This window comes from Stutzerimonas sp. (assembly GCF_982611455.1).
Window position 1 is genome coordinate 134726 of record NZ_CEXBBO010000008.1, and the last position, 18559, is coordinate 153284.

Below are 18559 nucleotides of genomic sequence, written 5' to 3' on the forward strand. Positions count from 1 at the left end.
GCTAGAATGCGGACCTTTTTAAGCCGGAGTTATTTTTAATGCGCACATTCAGGCTGGTTATTGCCTGCCCCGATGGCGTTGGCATTGTCGCCAAGGTCAGCAATTTCCTGGCTACTTACAATGGCTGGATCACGGAAGCCAATCACCACTCCGACCATCAGAGTGGCTGGTTTTTCATGCGCCATGAAATTCGCGCCGACTCGCTGCCTTTCGATCTTGAAGGTTTCCGTCAGGCATTTGCCCCTATAGCGCGCGAATTTTCTATGGAATGGCGTATTACCGACTCGGAACAGCGTAAGCGAGTCGTGTTGATGGCCAGTCGGGAATCGCATTGCCTCGCCGATCTGTTGCACCGCTGGCATAGCGGTGAGCTGGATTGTGAAATTCCTTGCGTCATCTCCAATCACAACGACTTGCGCAGCATGGTCGAGTGGCATGGCATCCCTTACTTCCACGTGCCCGTCGAACCGGGGCGCAAGGAGCAAGCGTTTGCCGAGGTGTCGCGTCTGGTGCGTGAGCAGCAGGCCGATGTGATTGTGCTTGCGCGTTATATGCAGATTCTGCCGTCCGAGTTGTGCGAAGAGTTCGCTCAACGCGTGATCAATATTCACCACAGTTTCCTGCCCTCGTTCGTCGGGGCCAAACCGTACCATCAGGCATCGCTGCGGGGCGTCAAGCTGATTGGTGCGACTTGTCATTACGTTACCGAAGAACTGGACGCCGGCCCGATAATCGAGCAAGACGTGGTGCGCATCAGCCACCGCGACAGTGTTGAAGACATGGTTCGTCTGGGTAAAGACGTAGAAAAAATGGTGCTATCGCGCGGTCTGCGCTATCACTTGCAGGAACGCGTGCTGGTCCATAGCAACAAGACTATGGTTTTCAACTGACCCGTCGTCATCGGCGCGGGAGCGTGCATGACCGATCCATTGAAAAAAGCAGGCGCAACAGCACCACCGATCATCGGTAGCGGTTGTACGCAGCGCTACGATCCCGAACACCTCGGGCTGGAACTCGGCACCGATTTTCCCGGTGCCGAAGCGCTGTGGAAGCGTCACCAACTCGATGCCGAAGTGGCTGTTGTTGGCATTGCTTCCACTGTCCCGGATAGCGATCGGGCCAAAACATCGACGAGGCAGCGCTAGCGCTGCCTCGTCCATCCGCAGCTTCCCGTTCTGGAGACGCCAGATGGACCACAACGATCGCTTGGTGTTGGGCGCTGATGCTACAGGCGATCCCAATATGCACCCGCTACGCCTGGCCAACCGTCACGGTTTGATCGCTGGCGCGACGGGCACTGGCAAGACCGTTACCTTGCAGCGGCTCGCAGAGCAATTCAGCGATGCAGGTATCGCGGTGTTTGCGGCAGATATCAAAGGCGACTTGTGTGGGCTGGGCGCCGCTGGGGTACCACAAGGAAAGATCGCCGAGCGTATCGCCAGCATGCCCTGGCTCAAGCATCAGCCGCAGGCTTACCCCGTCACCTTGTGGGACGTACACGGTGTGAGCGGTCACCCGTTGCGCACCACCTTGACCGAGATGGGGCCGCTTTTGCTGGGCAATTTGCTCGAGCTGACGGATAGCCAGCAAGCGGCTCTCTACGCCGCGTTCAAGGTGGCCGATCGTGAGTCACTATTGCTTCTGGACCTGAAGGACCTCAAAGCGTTGCTCGCCTACCTCAAGCAGAATCCCGAGGTGCTGGGTGACGACGCCGCCTTGCTGACCAACGCCTCGTCACAGGCGCTGTTACGGCGGTTGGCGACACTGGAACAGCAGGGCGCAGAGGCGCTGTTCGGCGAACCGGCATTGGCTTTGGAAGATGTGCTGCAGCTTGATCACGACGGCCGCGGCCGGATTCATCTGCTAGACGCCAGTCAGCTCGTGCACCAGGCGCCCAAGGTGTACGCGACGTTCCTGTTGTGGTTGCTGGCTGAGTTATTCGAGCAGTTACCCGAGCGCGGCGATGCGGATCGTCCACTGCTGGCGCTGTTCTTCGACGAGGCGCACCTGCTGTTCAACGACACCCCGAAAGCTTTGCAGGACAGACTGGTACAGGTCGTTCGATTGATTCGCTCGAAAGGCGTTGGCGTCTATTTCGTCACCCAGTCGCCGTCAGATTTGCCGGATGAAGTGTTGGCTCAGTTGGGCCTGCGCATTCAGCACGGCTTACGTGCTTATACGATCAAGGAACAGAAGGCCTTGCGTGCGGTGGCAGAAGGGTTCCGAGCCAATCCTGCATTCTCTACGCTGGATTCGCTGGTCGACCTGGGAATTGGCGAAGCCCTGGTCGGCGGGCTCGAGGACAAGGGTACGCCTGCCATGGTGCAACGCGTGGCTATCGCGCCGCCGCAGTCGCGTGTAGGGCCGCTCGATGATCATGAAAGACGCGCACTGATCGTCAGCTCGCCGTTACGAGCTCGCTACGATAAAGCGAGCGATCGCGAATCCGCCTACGAAATCTTGATCGAACGGGCCAAACAGGCGACAGATGCCGAACCGCAAGCGAAAGCGGCGACGTCGAAAAATAATGTAGGCGATGCTTTCGGTGATCTCGCCGGGCGAGTGTTCAAGAGCGCTGTGCGTCAGGCGGCCACCCAGCTAGGCCGGCAATTGGTGCGAGGGTTGATGGGCTCGCTACTCGGTGGCAAACGCTGATTCGGGACGGCAATGCTGCGTTGGTCACTCGTCCCGCTCGTTGTGGCGTGGCATGGCAGTGTAAGTCTTAGAGGTCGCTTTTATTTGGACTGAGAAGGCTGTTGCGACAGCTCTTTTTCAATCTTTTTCAATTCTTCCTTAAAAACCTGATCGTGAATTGTTGGCTTTTTGCGCCAGGGCTTTCGTTCAGGATCGGGTTGCGCAGCGTAAGTGGTTATCTCGCCTCCGTATACGGCCTGGAAGCGGTTGGCCTGCCGTTCCAGTTCGGCGCGTAGTTCTTCTTTTGTCACTTCTTGATCTGTCCTTTTTCGATAATTCAAATATCAACCTGCAAGCAAGCTGAGGCGCCGGAAGCAGTAGGTCGGCAGATGCGGGGTCTGGCTCGGCGGTTGGTTTATTTAATGGGTTGGCTGACGCTATTGCAAGTGGACGGCGAAAAAGTGTTTGCGGAAATTGAGTGATTCTTGTAGCAACCGCTATTAATCCGCTTAAGACCTGCGTCGGTCAGTCGGTTATTTCTGACGCTTCCAGAATGAAAAAACCGCGCCTGAACTAGGCGCGGTTTTCATGTTACATCCGTTCAGCGTGCTGCTTGCCTCGCCACATTATCGTGGGCGCGACCGTAGACGTCATCCAGCCGCTCGATGTCGTCTTCACCGAGATAGCTGCCCGATTGCACTTCGATGATTTCCAGCGGGATCTTGCCGGGGTTAGCCAAACGGTGGATGGAGGTCACCGGGATATAGGTCGACTGGTTCTCGGTAAGCAGGAACGTCTTGTCGTTGCATGTGACCTGGGCAGTGCCCGAAACAACGATCCAATGCTCGGCGCGATGGTGATGCATCTGCAGCGAGAGCTGCGCGCCCGGATTGACGCAGATCCTTTTGACCTGGAAGCGGCCGCCCATATCTACTGAGTCGTACCAGCCCCAGGGGCGATAGACCGCGCAGTGGTTCTGCGTTTCGGAGCGCTTCATGGCATCGAGCTTGTTTACCAGCTTTTTGACGTCCTGGACTTTGTCCTTGTGCGCAATCATGGTCGCGTCCTTGGTTTCGACCACAACGATATTGTCCAGGCCGACCACGGTCACCAGCTTGCCGTTGCCGTGAACCAGGCAATTACGGCTGTCTTCGACGATCACATCCCCTCGGGTTACGTTGCCGTTTTCGTCTTTTTCCAGCACGTCCCAGAGCGAGGACCAGGAGCCAACATCGCTCCAGCCTGCCGACATGGGCACCACGCAGGCCAGTTCGGTCTTTTCCATTACCGCATAGTCGATCGAGTTGTCCGGGCAGCAGGCGAATGTTTCCGGATCGATCAATACTTCGTCACCGTTTTTGGCGCTGCGCTCCAGCGCGGCCATGCAGGTGTCGTAGATGTCCGGGTCATGCTTCTTCAGTTCTTCCAGGAACACGCTGGCGCGGAACAGAAACATGCCGCTGTTCCAATAATAGTCGCCTGAATCGACGTATTGCTGGGCACGCGCTTCATCAGGTTTCTCGACGAAGTTAGTGACGCGGTTGACGCCTTCCGGCAGGCCATTGCGCTCGTTGTGGTCGCACTTGATATAGCCGTAACCGATCTCCGGGCTGGTCGCGGGGATGCCGAACAGCACCATCTCACCGTTTTCAGCTGCATTCGTGGCTAGCGCCAGCGAGCGCTGGAAGGCCTTGTGGTCTTCGATCACATGATCCGCTGGCAGGACCAGCAACAGCTCGTCACGGCCATCCTCGAGCAACTTCATCGCCGCGATGGCGATCGCAGGCGCGGTGTTGCGACCGAATGGCTCGAGCATAAGGCCTTGAATGCCCAGTTTGCGTGCCGCCAATTGCTCTTTGACGATGAAGCGATGCTCCTTGTTGCAGACCAGTAGGGGCGGCTGCATGCCGTCGAAGGCGAGACGCTCGATAGTCTGCTGGAACAGCGTCTGCTCAGCTGTCAGAGCGAGGAATTGTTTGGGAAACATCTTGCGAGAAAGTGGCCAGAGCCGGGAACCGCTGCCGCCTGAGAGGATGACCGGGATCATGTTGTTTCTCCTGAATCGTTGAGAAGGGGGAGTTCTTCTTGTCCATATAGGCGGCCAGAGGCTTGTGCTCGCCGTATGCTTCTTGGCCCGGCCTTCAGGATGCCGCGCGCCGTCAAGCTATGTTTTCTCGCAAGAAAACTACCGTCGGGGCGAACTGCGCGCTCCGAGCCTGAATGTGGGGGTGTTGCCTGGTTGTTGATCGCAGCCAGATTTGAAGTCGCGGTACCGATCACCGTTCTGAAATGAGTGGCTAGATGCTCTCTATCGAACTGGCGCACGCTGCCTAACTGATTTTGGCGCGTTTGGCACCGTGCGGTGATTACCGACACTGTCTTGGTTCGGCCGGTTTGGCCTCGATTTGTCTCGCCTGATAACCCTGAAGAGCGATCACGGCTGACAGCTTGAAAGTATGGTTTTGAATTCCACTGCACGTTCATGTGCGACGTCCTTTTCCATCTGGAATTGCCGGTACGCGCTTATGATTGCCGGTGCCTTCGTATAGTTCCCTGCAGGGGTGCCGCTGATCGGAGAGTTTTTCGATATCGGGGAGTGGTGCCCGTCAGGCCGCGTTACAGACGGCAACGGCGGCTGCCGCCACGGCGTTTCGATGATGAATGACGTATGCCTCGATGCGGTGACGCAACGAAGGAGAAGGGCGCCCCCGCCTGCTTGCCGTAGAGCGAAGCGGGTAAGGGCGATGCGCTTTAGGACTGAGTGTCGCGCAGGAACACCAAGTGATCGGTCGATGAATCATCCGGGCTGTAGCGATAGCCGTCGCAAGCGAAGTCTTTCAACTGCTCGGGGTGCTCGATGCGCTCCTTGATCACGTAGCGGCTCATCAGGCCGCGCGCTTTCTTGGCGTAGAAACTGATGATCTTGTACTGACCGTTCTTCAAGTCCTTGAAGTCGACATCGATTATCCGCGCGTTCAGGGCCTTGCGTTTGACTGCGCCGAAGTATTCGTTGGATGCCAGATTGAGCAGCACGTCGTCGCCTTGCGCTTCCAGCGCTTCGTTAAGCCAGCCGCTGATACGTTCGCCCCAGAATGCATAGAGATCCTTGCCGCGTGCATTGGCTAGTTTGGTTCCCATTTCCAGCCGGTAGGGCTGCATCAGGTCGAGTGGGCGCAGGATGCCGTAAAGCCCGGACAGCATCCGCAGGTGTTTCTGAGCGAAATCGAGGTCCTGCTCGGAAAAATCGCTGGCGTTCAGCCCGGTATAAACGTCTCCCTTGAACGCAAGCAGCGCCTGCTTGGCATTGTCTGGGGTGAAGTCCGCTGTCCAGCTGCCGTAGCGAGCGACGTTCAGCGCGGCGAGCTTGTCCGAAAGGTGCATCAATTCGCTCACCTGCTGGGGCGACAGGTCGCGTAATTGATCGATCAGTTGCTGGGTGTGGTCGAGATGTTCGGGTTGGGTGAAGCGTTTGGTCGTCGGTGGGGTGTCGTAATCCAGAGTCTTGGCCGGCGAAATCACCATCAGCATGCATCGGTCTCCTTTGATGTGGGCTGATTCTAGGCGGTATGCCGGCCTGGGCTCCACCTATGACTTCGATTAGCCGGCAGGTTGACCTTGCCCCGGTGTAAAGGAGCAAGCTTGCTTTATCGAAAGGAGCGCTTATGAACGATTGCAATCATTCGCACTGGGAACCCTCCCATGATTACCGGCCGCTCGAGCAAGGCGCGGAGCGGCAGACCTGGGCTGTCGTGGTGCTGACCGGGTTGACCATGGTGGCCGAGATATTCGCCGGCTACCTGTTCAACTCCATGGCGCTTCTGGCCGATGGCTGGCATATGGCATCGCATATGGTGGCTATCGGCATGGCGGCGATTGCCTATCTTCTGGCTCGCCGCTACGCCCACGATCGGCGCTTCGCATTCGGAACCTGGAAGATCGAGGTGCTGGCGGGCTTCGCTAGTGCGGTGCTGCTGGTAGTGGTAGCGCTGATGATGATCGGCGAGTCGCTGTCGCGCTTCTGGTCGCCTGCGCAAATTGGATTCGATGAAGCGCTATGGGTGGCGGTGATTGGGCTGTCGGTGAACCTGCTATCGGCTTGGCTACTGCGTGATCAGCATGGCCATGACCACGGTCACGGCCATGACCACTTGGACACCGCAGCGCCCGGGCGTGATCTCAATCGCCATGCCGCCTTCATTCACGTGCTAACCGACGGGCTGACTTCGATTGCCGCCATCGCTGCCTTGCTGGGAGGTAAGTATTTCGGCTGGAACTGGTTGGACCCGCTGATGGGCATCGTCGGTGCGATCGTCATCCTGATATGGGCCAAGAGCCTGCTGCGCGATACCGCGAAAGCGTTGCTAGACCGAGAAATGGACGATCCGCTGGTGCAGCGTGTCCGAGAGCAGCTGGAGGCCGTGCCGGACACCGAGGTGACCGATCTGCATCTATGGAGAGTCGGTCGGGCGCAATACAGCTGCATCGTCAGCATCGTTACCCACCAGACGCGCTCGGCAGACCACTACAAGGCCGAGCTGAAGGGTTTCTCAGAGCTGGTACACATCACGGCGGAGGTGAATCAATGCGGCGAAAACGCATAGATTGACCGTTGAGCCTAGCTGTCCATCTGGAGCCCGCCAAGCGCACTTCGTCGTTCCGATAAAAAAATGTCGTCTGGCAGAAAAAGACTTTTTACTGTCATCCATTTTGCGGTATTACCTTTATCAAGACCGCCGAAACCTGCACTCACAGGTGGCGGCCTCTGGGTGGCCCCAGACCCCTGCCACCCAAGTCCGCTCACCTTGCGCACGGTGGTTTTCTCTACGGCGGAGCGCATTCGGCCCTCCGTCGTCCGGCTCCGAAAAGGTGATCGCGTATGGATGACTATGGCAGGCCCCGCGCAACTCAGCCCACCCTCTACGTTCTTGATACCAACGTTCTGATTCACGATCCCAACGCATTATTGAATTTCCAGGAGCATCAGGTCGCCATACCGATGACCGTGCTGGAGGAACTGGATCAGCTCAAAGCCGGCAAGCACAGCGTGGCGGCCGAGTGCCGACAAGCCATCCGCCTGATCGACAAGGTGCTCGGTGACGCCACCCCTGAGGAAGTCGAGCTGGGCGTACCGATCCAGCGCGAGAAGAGCGGGTCCTGTGGCAGCTTGTCGATCTTGATGAGCAAAGGCGCCGATTCCAGTGCGCTTCCAGAGGATCTCAACGACAACAAGATCATCAATCAGGTCGTGGATCTGCAGCGGCGCAGCACCGTGCCTGTGGTGCTGGTCACCAACGACATCAACATGCGCCTGAAGGCACGTGCCTGCGGCGTTGCCTCGGAGGATTACCACACCGACAAGCTGGTGGACGACGTAGGCCAGCTGTCGCGCGGTTATCACAGCCTGAGTGGGTCGTTCTGGGATCGTGTCAGCAAGGTCGATACTCATCAAGGACACGGGCGGACCTGGCATCGAGTTCAACTGATCGATAATCTTCCGGCTGTGCATGTAAACGAATTCATCCTCGATGAGCAGGGCTTTGTCGGCTGGATCAAGGGCATCAAGGCTGACGAGCTACTGCTACTCGACATGCACCAGGAACCTCTGCTGCATCAGGAAGCCTGGGGGCTGCGCCCACGGGACATTCATCAGGCGCTGGCGCTATTCGCTTTACTCGATCCGGACATTCATCTGGTCAATCTGTCGGGTGCCGCTGGCTCCGGCAAGACCATCCTGGCGTTGGCCGCTGCCATTGAGCAGACCGTGGTGAGCAAGCGCTACCGCCGAATAATCGCGACGCGTAGCGTGCAGGGCCTGGATGAGGACATTGGCTTTTTGCCGGGCACCGAAGCGGAAAAGATGGAGCCCTGGCTCGGCGCAATCACCGATAACCTCGAAGCGCTACATATGGATGACGAAAGCACTCATGGCAGCGTGGACTACATCCTGCAAAAGGTGCCGTTGCAGTTCAAATCCCTCAATTACATTCGCGGCCGCAGCTTCCAGCAGAGCCTGATTTTGATCGATGAATGCCAGAACCTCACACCGCATCAGATGAAAACCATCATCACTCGGGCCGGCAGCGGGTCGAAGGTGGTTTGCTTGGGCAATCTAGCTCAGATCGACACGCCTTACCTGTCCGCCACCAGTTCGGGATTAACCTATCTTACGGAGCGCTTCAAAGACTTCCCGCACGGCATGCACATAACCTTGCAAGGCGTCCCTCGCTCGGTACTGGCGGAATACGCCGAGGCGCATATGTAACAAAGACCGGAAAGCCGATAACGACGCTGGAAAGCTGGACGATGACCATTCTTCATTTCGTCCGGCCTCCAGCCTCCATCGGTTAAACTGCGGCCTGTCCCATTAACGACGAAGTTTAGTAATGCTCACCCATCTCGATTCCCAGGGGCGCGCCAACATGGTCGACGTCACCGCCAAGGCCGTTACGGCACGTGAAGCGGTGGCGGAGGCGAAGGTCCGCATGCGCCCTGAAACCCTGCAATTGATCCAGCAGGGCGGCCATCCCAAGGGCGATGTGTTCGCAGTCGCCCGTATCGCCGGCATCCAGGCGGCGAAGAAGACTCATGAACTGATTCCGCTCTGCCACCCATTGCTGTTGACCAGCATCAAGGTGGAACTGCAACCGGAAGGGGACGACTGCGTGCGGATTCAGGCACGCTGCAAGCTGGCCGGTCAGACCGGTGTGGAAATGGAAGCGCTGACCGCGGCGAGCATCGCGGCATTGACGATCTATGACATGTGCAAGGCGGTCGACAAGGGCATGGTCGTGGAGAGTGTCCGGCTGCTAGAGAAGCTGGGCGGGAAAAGCGGTCATTGGCAGGTGCCAGCATGATCCAGGTGCAATATTTCGCGCGTTATCGTGAAGCGCTTGGCCTCGATACCGAACAGCTGGAGTGGGACCCGTCACTTCGGCAGGTCGATGCTCTTAGGCTGAAGCTACTGGCGCGTGGCAACGAATGGACGGTGCTGGGCGAGCAGAACCTGATGTGCGCGCGCAATCAAGAGTTGTGCGGCCTCGACGAGCCGCTGGCCGACGGGGACGAAGTAGCATTCTTTCCCACCGTGACCGGAGGCTGAACATGAGTGTGCGCGTCCAACAGACCCCGTTCGACCCAGGCGCCGAGCTTAATGCCCTGCATGCGGCCAATCTTGGCATCGGCGCGGTAACCGGTTTTGTCGGCTACGTCCGCGACTTCAACGATGGGCATGATGTCGCTGGGATGTTTCTCGAGCACGCGCCGGGAATGACGGAAAAGGCGCTGCAGAAGATCATCGAGGAGGCGGCAGTACGCTGGCCATTGCTCAATCTGGAAATCCTGCACCGGGTCGGTCGGCTCGAACCGGGCGAGCCGATCGTCTTCGTCGGCGCCGCCAGCGCACACCGTGAGGCCGCGTTCGACGGTTGCCGGTTCGTCATGGATTATCTGAAAACCCGCGCGCCGTTTTGGAAAAAGGAAGACACTCCGTCAGGCCCGCGCTGGGTTGAGGGGCGTGGTAGCGATCAAGCCGCAGCAGAGCAGTGGCGGCAGGGGTAGCGGAGTCAGCCAAAGGTGATCTGCAACTTGTAGAACAACGTGGAGAGCATCGACAGAATGCCTAGCGTAAGCAGCGCGAGGCCCCATCTTTGCTCTCGAAAGTTAAAGCCGGCACCCATCAACATAAAGCTCGTGATGATCAGCAGTAACATCAAGTTAAGGCGATCCATGAGGCGACTCCTGTCGTGAATGGCTTTATTCACCTTAGGTGCTTCTCGGATCGGCGGCTGGCCTGTATCAGCGGAATGTATTCGGGCGCGTGGCAGGCCATGGCATCAGGAATGAAAAAGGCGAAGCACTACTGGCCTCGCCTTTTTTCATTGCCGGTAGTTCAGTGCTTGGCCGGAACCGCAGCCAGCAGTTCGGCGGGAGGCATTTCGCAACTGATCTTGCGCCCCAGCAGCGCTTCGATCGCCGGCAGGGCAAAGGCATCATCTTCCCCGGCAAAGCTGATCGAGGTGCCACTGGCACCGGCCCGGCCGGTGCGGCCTATGCGATGCACGTAATCATCGGGGACTTCCGGCAGAGTGAAATTAATCACGTGGCTGATGCCATCGACGTGGATACCGCGGCCCGCCACGTCGGTCGCCACCATTACGCGAATCTTACCTTCGCGGAAGCCTTCCAGTGCACGAATACGCTTGTGCTGCGGGACGTCACCGGACATCTGGACGGCGCTTATACCGTCGCGAGTGAGGCGTTCCTCGATGCGGCGCACCTCGTCCTTGCGATTGGCGAAGACCATCACGCGGGTCCAGTCATTCTGGGTGATGAGGTTGTACAGCAGCTTGTATTTGTCGCTTCCCGCCACGGCGTAGACATGTTGTTCGACGGTGTCGCTCGCAACGTTCACCGCTTCGATCTCGACGATTGCCGGGTCCGTTGTCCACTGCTTGGCCAGATTCATCACGTCTTCGGTAAACGTCGCGGAGAACAGCAGCGTCTGGCGTTCGCTCTTCGGTGGGGTCTGGCGGATGATCTGGCGGACCTGCGGAATGAAGCCCATGTCGAGCATGCGATCCGCTTCGTCAAGGACCAGTACTTCGACCATGTCCAAGTGCACCTCGCCGCGCTGATTGAAGTCCAGCAGACGCCCCGGTGTAGCCACGAGGATGTCGCAATAGCGGGATTCGAGCGCCTTGAGCTGCTTGTCGAAGTCCATGCCGCCGACGAAGCTCATTACATTCAGGCCGGTGTACTTGGTCAGGTCCAGTGCATCGTTGGCAATCTGTACCACCAATTCCCGCGTTGGCGCGATGATCAGCGCGCGTGGCTCGCCCATGTAGCGGTCGCTGGGCGGTGGGGTCTGCAATAGCTGGGTAATGGTGGAAATCAGAAACGCTGCGGTCTTGCCGGTGCCAGTCTGAGCGCGACCAATAGCGTCACGCCCCTTGAGCGTAAATCCCAGCACTTGGGCCTGGATCGGCGTGCAGTAAGGAAAGCCCAGGTCGTGAATGGCATGCATCAGCTCCGGGGCGAGCTTGAAGTCATGGAAGCGTGTCTTACCTTCAGCCGGCTCGACCTGGAAATCTTCCAGTTTCCAGGCCGGTGCTGGCGGCGGGGAGGGTTTGCGCGAACGTTCGCGGCGCGGCTTGGTTGCCGCCTCTTGCGCATTGCCCGGTTGCGTAGTGTGCGCTTCGGGACGCGCAGAGCGAGGGCTATCGGTATTTTTCGCGGTGTTGCTGGCGGGCAGGGCGGCAGGTAGCTCGGTCGAGCCTTTGCCAAACATTTTCTTGAGTGCTTCGAGCACGGTCTTCTCGTCTGTGTCTATAAAGGTTCGTTCGCCAGTGTAATGCAAGAAGCAGGTACGGCGAAGACTTGCTCGGAACTGGCATGGAGTTGGCTTGGCGCAAACTGTCTGCGCGGTGGTCGCTCAACCGCAAATGCGGTTTCGCCCCCGCTCCTTGGCCTGATAAAGCGCTTGATCGGCGACGTGAATTAGCGTTTTCAAGTCGTCCTTCGGTTGCATCGGTGCGACGCCGATAGAAATCGTCACGCCAGGCAGAATGCCTATCGGTGAGCGGAACGAGGTTATCTCTTCGAGACTCTGGCGCAGGCGTTCGCCAACGTTGCGGGCATCTTCGAGTGACATGTCGGGAAGCAAGATCACGAACTCCTCGCCGCCGTAGCGCACCAGGCTGTCTGCGGGGCGCAGCAGCTTGCCGAGTGTGTCGACGACGAGGCACAACGCATGATCGCCTGCCAGATGGCCGTGCCTGTCGTTGTAATCCTTGAAGCGGTCTACATCGAGCATAAGGATTGATAGTGGTTGCCCGCTGAAGGCGCAGCGGGTGCTCTCGCGACTATAAATATGTTCCAGCCAGCGGCGGTTGAATGAGCCGGTGAGGGTGTCGATGTTGGCGTTCTGTTCGCTGTTGATGATCAGCCGATCGCTCAAGCGAACGCGCTGGCAGAGCAGCTCGGCAAGGTTTTGCATCAGCTTGGGTGAGCGGGTAAGCAGTGGCATCGAACGGCGATGCAGGCGCAGCAGTACCGAAGGCTCGAGTGCGACGACGTAGGCTGATGGCGGCAGGTCATCCATGAAGCTGATTTCGCCGGCGCAATCGCCCGGGCCGATAGTGCGCACTTGATGGCTGTCGAGCGAATCCAGGTGAACGGACAGCTCGCCGTCTAGGACCAGATAAAGGTAGTAATTGTGTTCGAGTGGTGAAAGCAGGGCCTCGCCAGCCTCGATCAGGCACGGCTCGAAAAACTCCTGCAGCAGACGCAGGCAGGGCTCGTCGACATGATCTAGCAATCGCGCCTGTTTCAGGTGCTGCATTTCGGCCCGCCATTCGGCAAGCTTCATGACTGCAACATCCGGTTGGATGGCGTCTCTGGCATGGCTATCGCTAGCGCCCCGTAACTGCTGGCTGGTCGGCTTCGTCTGGCCGCGATGAGCGCTACAATTGCAGGCGCATCAAGTTTTGTTCTACCCATGCCAAGCGTAGCTTTATTTGCTCATTCGGACAGGCGCGCAGCGTCACAAATTTTCCTTGTCGGTGGGCTGCTGTCCAAACGCAGTTCAACCCAGCCGGGCCGCTAGCCATTCGCCGATATCGCGGATCTCGTCCGGTACCACTTCATGGCCCATCGAATAATCCTTCCAGGCCGCTTGCACCTGGTTCTGTACCAGACATTCATGGGCGGCGCGCCCCATTGAGGGCAGTACAACGTCATCCCTCGAACCGTGCAAACAAAGCACCGGCAGGCCGGTTTGCAGCGGTGACAGTCTCAAATCGGCATTGAAAGTCGGCGCATAGGTGGATAACGCCAGGACTCCACCCAGCGGGCCGGGCCAGCGCAGAAATGCGGTGTGATAGACCACCGCGCCACCTTGAGAAAATCCGGCCAGGAAAATTCGTTTGGGGTCGATGCCGCTATCGCGCTGCGCTTCGATCAGTTCGATCACACTCTGCGTCGATTGCTCGAGCTGCGCCTGATCGATCGCGCGCGCAGGGCTCATGGCCAGAATGTCGTACCAGCTCGGCATCGCCCAGCCGCCATTGATCGTTACCGCTCGGGTCGGTGCCTGAGGCAGTACGAAGCGGGTGCTCAATAGACTCTGCTGCAAGGCTTCGGCCACCGGGAGGAAGTCGTAGCGATCAGCGCCGAGGCCATGCAGCCAGATAACACAGGAATCGGCGGTTGTTGCGGGTTCGATGATCAGAGGGTCGCTCATGTCAGGCTCCATTCGGGCGGTTCGCGCCAAGTTGGGGCGAGCGCAGAAAAAAATTGCAGCAATATGCAGCGAGGGTACCTGCATACAGCCTGGCAATGAAGCGCGCGGCAGCGCCAGGAGACGCTGTTGCGATCTGGTACGCCGCTTGCTTTGCCGCTGGTACCTAATGCGCCGATGTCGTCAGTGCTCCTGCAGACGAGCGCATAGGGAGGAGTTGCCGATAACCCATCGGCGACTAGACTCAGGTCAGGTACTTCTGTCGTGCCGGTTGATGCGTGTCGATTGGCAACCTGTGATGCAGGTAGAAGGCCCCGACCCCGTAAGAATAAAAGCAAACTGGAGGTTTCGATGATAAGGGTTAAATCCACACTGGCCGTGCTTGGTGCCGCGACACTTTTGGGCACCAGCGGCTTGGTGCAGGCAGGGGCGACCCTGGATGCGGTGAAGAGCAAAGGCTTCGTGCAGTGCGGCGTCAGCGACGGGCTGCCGGGTTTCTCTTACACCGACGCCAAGGGCGAGTACAAGGGAATCGATGTGGATGTATGCCGCGCAGTAGCGGCGGCAGTATTTGGCGACGCTAGCAAGGTCAAGTTCAGCCCGCTGACTGCCAAGGAGCGCTTCACCGCGTTGCAATCAGGTGAAGTCGATGTGCTGTCGCGAAACACCACTTGGACCAGCTCGCGTGACGCGGCGATGGGGCTGAATTTCACCGGCGTTACCTACTACGACGGCCAGGGCTTCCTGGTAAACAAGTCAGTCGGCGTATCCAGCGCCAAGGAGCTCGATGGCGCCACGGTCTGTATCCAGGCTGGTACCACGACGGAGCTGAACCTCTCTGACTACTTTCGCGCCAACAACCTCAAGTACACCCCGATCACCTACGACACCTCCGACGAAAGCGCCAAGTCGCTGGAATCTGGTCGTTGCGACGTGCTCACATCCGATCAGTCCCAGCTATACGCGCAACGCATAAAGCTGGCCAAGCCGGACGACTACATCGTGCTGCCTGAGGTCATCTCCAAGGAGCCACTCGGCCCTGCCGTGCGTCAGGGCGACGAAGAGTGGTTCGACATCGTGCGCTGGTCGCTGCTGGCGATGATCAACGCCGAGGAGCTGGGGATAACCGCGGCTAATGTCGAAGAGACAGCCAAGTCCACCAAGAATCCCGACGTCGCGCGTCTGCTCGGCGCAGAGGGGGAATACGGCAAGGATCTGAATCTGCCGAAAGACTGGGCGGTGCAGATCGTCAAGCAGGTCGGCAACTATGGCGAAGTGTTCGAGCGCAACATTGGGTCTGGTAGCGACCTGAAGATCGAACGCGGTCTGAATGCGCTCTGGACCAACGGAGGCCTGCAGTACGCACCACCTGTGCGTTGACCGAACCGGGCCAGCGAACGCTGGCCTTGTTTCAAGGATGAGCGTTGCTGGTGCCCTTGCACCGGCAACGTCGTATGAGGTTTCTTGATGCGAACCATCGCCAAAACGGGAGCAGCTCGCGGCTCGCTGCTTACGGATCCGCAGGCGCGTGCCTGGTTGTTCCAAGTTGTCGCCGTAATAACGGTCGTAGGAATCGGCTGGTTTCTGTTCCATAACACCCAGACCAATCTCGCCCATCGAGGCATCACGTCGGGATTCGGCTTTCTCGACAATGCTGCCGGCTTCGGCATTTCCCAACATCTGATCGACTACAGCGAAAGCGACTCCTATGGGCGGGTGTTCTGGATCGGCTTGCTTAACACGCTTCTGGTCAGTGTCATCGGCATCATCCTGGCGACCATCATCGGGTTCATTCTCGGGGTGGCGCGGCTATCGCCGAACTGGCTGATCCGTCAGATCGCCACGGTTTATATAGAGACCTTTCGCAACATTCCGCCGCTGCTGCAAATTTTCTTCGTCTACTTCGCTGTGCTCGGTCCTTTGCCCGGCCCGCGAGACAGTCTGAGCTTGTGGGACGTCATCTTCGTCAATAATCGCGGGGTGCAGATGCCTTCGCCCAGCGCCGGGGCAGGCTTCTGGCCGTTCTGGATCGCGATGTTTTTGGCATTGGCGGCCATCGTCATGCTCAATCGCTGGGCGCGCGCGCGGCGCCACGCCACCGGGCAGGCCTTTCCGGTGTTCTGGGTAAGTCTGGCGCTGTTCATCGGGATCCCGGGGCTCTGCTCGCTGCTGCTTGGCACGCCGTTTCTGTGGGAAATCCCTGAGCTGCAGCGTTTCAACATCCGTGGCGGTTGGGTGGTAATACCCGAGCTGGTGTCGATCGTGCTGGCGCTGTCTATCTATACCGCTGCCTTTATCGGCGAAACCGTACGCGCCGGGATCCAGTCGGTCAGCCACGGTCAGACCGAAGCCGCTGCTTCGTTGGGCCTTCGCCCGGGACGGGTGTTGCGCCTGGTCATCATCCCCCAAGCAATGCGCGTGATCATTCCGCCGCTGACCAGCCAGTACCTCAACCTTGCTAAAAACTCCTCGCTGGCGGCCGCCATCGGCTATCCGGACATGGTGTCGCTATTTGCCGGCACGGTGCTCAATCAAACCGGTCAGGCCATTGAAACCATGGCCATCACCATGAGCGTTTACCTTGCCATCAGTATCAGCATTTCGCTGCTGATGAACGGGTATAACAAGCGCATTGCGCTGATCGAGCGGTAAGGACGAGCGCATGACGACCCATACTTTCAAACCGGACCTGCCGGCACCTTCCACCAACATCGGTGTGATCGGCTGGATGCGGGCCAATCTGTTCTCCAGTTGGATCAATACGTTGCTGACGCTGGTCGGTCTCTACCTGATCTGGCTGATCGTACCTCCCCTCATCGAATGGGCAATCATCAAGGCCGACTGGACCGGCGAGACGCGGGCCGACTGCACGCGGGAAGGCGCGTGCTGGGTGTTCATTCAAACGCGTTTCAGCCAGTTCATGTACGGTTTCTATCCATCAGAGTTGCGCTGGCGCGTGGACGCGACGGCCTGGCTCGCGATCATTGGCGCGGCGCCGCTTTTCCTCCAACAAATGCGGCACAAGGTGCGCTACGGCATTGCCTATCTGCTGGTATATCCGCTGCTTGCCTACTGGCTGTTGCACGGCGGCTTCCTCGGCCTCGAAACGGTGCCGACCAGCCGTTGGGGCGGATTGATGCTGACTATCGTCATCGCCGCTGTGGGCATCGCAGGTGCACTGCCACTGGGTATTCTGCTAGCGCTTGGCCGGCGTTCGGACATGCCGGCGATCCGGGTGCTTTGCGTGACCTTCATCGAGTTTTGGCGCGGCGTGCCACTGATCACCGTGCTGTTCATGTCATCGGTCATGTTGCCGCTATTCCTGCCCGAAGAAATGAACCTCGACAAGCTGATGCGGGCCATGGTGATGGTGATTTTCTTCGAGGCCGCCTATATCGCCGAAGTGGTGCGCGGCGGGCTACAAGCGATACCCAAGGGCCAGTACGAGGCGGCTGCCGCGATGGGGCTGGGCTATTGGCGCAGCATGATCCTGGTGATCCTGCCGCAGGCGTTGAAGATGGTCATTCCTGGCATCGTCAACACGTTTATCGCCTTATTCAAAGACACCAGTCTGGTGATCATTATCGGCTTGTTCGATTTCCTCAACAGCATCAAACGTGCCACTGCCGACCCTGCCTGGCTGGGCATGTCGACCGAGGGCTACGTATTCGCAGCGCTGGTCTACTGGATTTTCTGTTTTGGCATGTCGCGCTATTCCATGCACCTGGAACGCAAGCTCGACACCGGCCATCGGAATTAGGAGAACACATGAACGATACATCTCTGCAACCCGAACAACCTGAACGGGTCGGCGAGCCGGTCATCCAAATGCACGGCGTGCACAAATGGTTCGGCCAGTTTCACGTGCTCAAGGACATCAACCTGAATGTCACCCAAGGCGAGCGCATCGTGTTGTGCGGGCCGTCCGGGTCGGGAAAATCGACCACCATTCGCTGCCTCAATAGATTGGAAGAGCATCAGCAAGGCCGCATCGTGATCAATGGTGTCGAGCTGACCAACGATCTCAAGCAGATCGAGGCGATCCGCAGCGAGGTCGGCATGGTCTTCCAGCACTTCAATCTGTTTCCGCATCTCACCGTGCTGCAGAACTGCACGCTGGCACCGATGTGGGTGCGCAAGCTGCCGCGGCGTCAGGCCGAGGAGATTGCCATGCATTATCTGGAGCGTGTGCGCATTCCTGAACAGGCCGACAAGTTTCCAGGCCAACTCTCGGGCGGTCAGCAGCAGCGGGTCGCCATCGCTCGGGCGCTATGCATGAAGCCGAAGATCATGCTGTTCGACGAGCCGACCTCGGCGCTGGATCCGGAAATGGTCAAAGAAGTGCTCGACACGATGGTGGGGCTCGCTGAGAGCGGAATGACCATGCTCTGCGTGACCCACGAGATGGGCTTCGCCCGCACGGTGGCCGATCGGGTGATCTTCATGGACAAGGGCGAAATTGTCGAAGAGGCCGATCCGGAAACCTTCTTCACCCATCCGAGCAACGAGCGCACCAAGCTGTTCCTGAGTCAGATATTGCACTGATAAAGGCAGCCCCAAGCCACAAGCGGTAAGTAACAGCCGAAGAGCAAGAAAAGCTTGACCGCATTTGAGCGACAGCCCCGATACTGATTCGCTTGCAGCTTGCAGCTTGCAGCTTGCAGCTTGCAGCTTGCAGCTTGCAGCTTG

General features: G+C 58.5%; 20 protein-coding genes. 12 read left to right on the top strand and 8 right to left on the bottom strand.

Features of this window, described 5'->3' with window-relative positions; genetic code table 11:
• Positions 1 to 38 precede the first annotated feature (38 nt).
• The 3 genes from purU to AC2LD7_RS07495 are packed head-to-tail and all read left to right on the top strand — an operon-like array spanning position 39 to position 2655.
• On the top strand, positions 39 to 890 hold the full coding sequence (purU, locus tag AC2LD7_RS07485; RefSeq protein WP_255981310.1) for a formyltetrahydrofolate deformylase: 852 nt from the start codon (positions 39 to 41) through the stop codon (positions 888 to 890).
• 27 nt (positions 891 to 917) lie between these two features.
• Complete coding sequence (locus AC2LD7_RS07490; RefSeq protein WP_484597125.1) at positions 918 to 1145, top strand: hypothetical protein; 228 nt, start codon at positions 918 to 920, stop codon at positions 1143 to 1145.
• Between the two features lie 43 nt (positions 1146 to 1188).
• A complete protein-coding gene (locus AC2LD7_RS07495; RefSeq protein WP_484597126.1) occupies positions 1189 to 2655 on the top strand; it encodes a helicase HerA-like domain-containing protein in 1467 nt (488 codons plus the stop codon).
• 80 nt (positions 2656 to 2735) lie between these two features.
• Here AC2LD7_RS07495 and AC2LD7_RS07500 read toward each other — a convergent pair whose 3' ends face one another.
• The 4 genes from AC2LD7_RS07500 to yaaA form a co-directional block, all read right to left on the bottom strand.
• On the bottom strand, positions 2736 to 2945 hold the full coding sequence (locus AC2LD7_RS07500; protein WP_484597127.1) for a hypothetical protein: 210 nt from the start codon (positions 2943 to 2945) through the stop codon (positions 2736 to 2738).
• 290 nt (positions 2946 to 3235) lie between these two features.
• Entirely contained in the window at positions 3236 to 4681 is a 1446-nt protein-coding gene (locus tag AC2LD7_RS07505; RefSeq protein ID WP_484597128.1) for a mannose-1-phosphate guanylyltransferase/mannose-6-phosphate isomerase, read from the bottom strand.
• Complete coding sequence (locus AC2LD7_RS07510; RefSeq protein WP_484597129.1) at positions 4678 to 5118, bottom strand: hypothetical protein; 441 nt, start codon at positions 5116 to 5118, stop codon at positions 4678 to 4680. Before AC2LD7_RS07510 ends, AC2LD7_RS07505 begins: the two co-directional genes overlap by 4 nt.
• 267 nt (positions 5119 to 5385) lie before the next feature.
• On the bottom strand, positions 5386 to 6162 hold the full coding sequence (gene yaaA, locus AC2LD7_RS07515; protein WP_484597130.1) for a peroxide stress protein YaaA: 777 nt from the start codon (positions 6160 to 6162) through the stop codon (positions 5386 to 5388).
• Positions 6163 to 6296: 134 nt separating this feature from the next.
• On the opposite strand from yaaA, the gene dmeF reads away from it, so the two are divergent.
• From dmeF to moaE, 5 genes are all read left to right on the top strand, one after another.
• Positions 6297 to 7235 carry a CDF family Co(II)/Ni(II) efflux transporter DmeF gene (gene dmeF / locus AC2LD7_RS07520; protein WP_484597131.1) on the top strand — a complete coding sequence of 313 codons (939 nt, stop codon included), beginning with the start codon at positions 6297 to 6299 and terminating at the stop codon, positions 7233 to 7235.
• Between the two features lie 275 nt (positions 7236 to 7510).
• Entirely contained in the window at positions 7511 to 8896 is a 1386-nt protein-coding gene (locus AC2LD7_RS07525; protein ID WP_484597132.1) for a PhoH family protein, read from the top strand.
• Between the two features lie 121 nt (positions 8897 to 9017).
• On the top strand, positions 9018 to 9488 hold the full coding sequence (gene moaC, locus AC2LD7_RS07530; protein WP_484597133.1) for a cyclic pyranopterin monophosphate synthase MoaC: 471 nt from the start codon (positions 9018 to 9020) through the stop codon (positions 9486 to 9488).
• Entirely contained in the window at positions 9485 to 9733 is a 249-nt protein-coding gene (locus tag AC2LD7_RS07535; protein WP_484597134.1) for a MoaD/ThiS family protein, read from the top strand. Before moaC ends, AC2LD7_RS07535 begins: the two co-directional genes overlap by 4 nt.
• Before the next feature lie 2 nt (positions 9734 to 9735).
• Positions 9736 to 10191, top strand: a complete 456-nt coding sequence (moaE, locus tag AC2LD7_RS07540; protein ID WP_484597135.1) for a molybdopterin synthase catalytic subunit MoaE — start codon at positions 9736 to 9738, stop codon at positions 10189 to 10191.
• 5 nt (positions 10192 to 10196) lie between these two features.
• On the opposite strand, the gene AC2LD7_RS07545 is transcribed toward moaE, so the two are convergent.
• The 4 genes from AC2LD7_RS07545 to AC2LD7_RS07560 all read right to left on the bottom strand — a co-directional run bounded on the left by AC2LD7_RS07545 (position 10197) and on the right by AC2LD7_RS07560 (position 13873).
• Positions 10197 to 10361 (bottom strand): hypothetical protein, encoded by a 165-nt coding sequence (locus AC2LD7_RS07545; protein WP_484597136.1) that lies wholly within the window; start codon positions 10359 to 10361, stop codon positions 10197 to 10199.
• Positions 10362 to 10522: 161 nt separating this feature from the next.
• On the bottom strand, positions 10523 to 11941 hold the full coding sequence (gene rhlB, locus AC2LD7_RS07550; protein ID WP_484597137.1) for an ATP-dependent RNA helicase RhlB: 1419 nt from the start codon (positions 11939 to 11941) through the stop codon (positions 10523 to 10525).
• Positions 11942 to 12064: 123 nt separating this feature from the next.
• Positions 12065 to 13000 (bottom strand): GGDEF domain-containing protein, encoded by a 936-nt coding sequence (locus AC2LD7_RS07555; RefSeq protein WP_484597138.1) that lies wholly within the window; start codon positions 12998 to 13000, stop codon positions 12065 to 12067.
• A gap of 216 nt (positions 13001 to 13216) precedes the next feature.
• Positions 13217 to 13873, bottom strand: coding sequence for an alpha/beta hydrolase (locus AC2LD7_RS07560; RefSeq protein ID WP_484597139.1), 657 nt, complete (start codon positions 13871 to 13873; stop codon positions 13217 to 13219).
• Positions 13874 to 14221: 348 nt separating this feature from the next.
• On the opposite strand from AC2LD7_RS07560, the gene AC2LD7_RS07565 reads away from it, so the two are divergent.
• The 4 genes from AC2LD7_RS07565 to AC2LD7_RS07580 all read left to right on the top strand — a co-directional run bounded on the left by AC2LD7_RS07565 (position 14222) and on the right by AC2LD7_RS07580 (position 18415).
• Positions 14222 to 15250 carry an amino acid ABC transporter substrate-binding protein gene (locus AC2LD7_RS07565; protein ID WP_484597140.1) on the top strand — a complete coding sequence of 343 codons (1029 nt, stop codon included), beginning with the start codon at positions 14222 to 14224 and terminating at the stop codon, positions 15248 to 15250.
• 87 nt (positions 15251 to 15337) lie between these two features.
• Positions 15338 to 16522 carry an amino acid ABC transporter permease gene (locus AC2LD7_RS07570; protein WP_484597141.1) on the top strand — a complete coding sequence of 395 codons (1185 nt, stop codon included), beginning with the start codon at positions 15338 to 15340 and terminating at the stop codon, positions 16520 to 16522.
• 10 nt (positions 16523 to 16532) lie between these two features.
• Positions 16533 to 17630: an amino acid ABC transporter permease gene (locus AC2LD7_RS07575; protein WP_484597142.1), complete on the top strand. Its 1098-nt coding sequence runs from the start codon at positions 16533 to 16535 to the stop codon at positions 17628 to 17630.
• Between the two features lie 8 nt (positions 17631 to 17638).
• A complete protein-coding gene (locus AC2LD7_RS07580; RefSeq protein WP_484597143.1) occupies positions 17639 to 18415 on the top strand; it encodes an amino acid ABC transporter ATP-binding protein in 777 nt (258 codons plus the stop codon).
• Positions 18416 to 18559 lie beyond the last annotated feature (144 nt).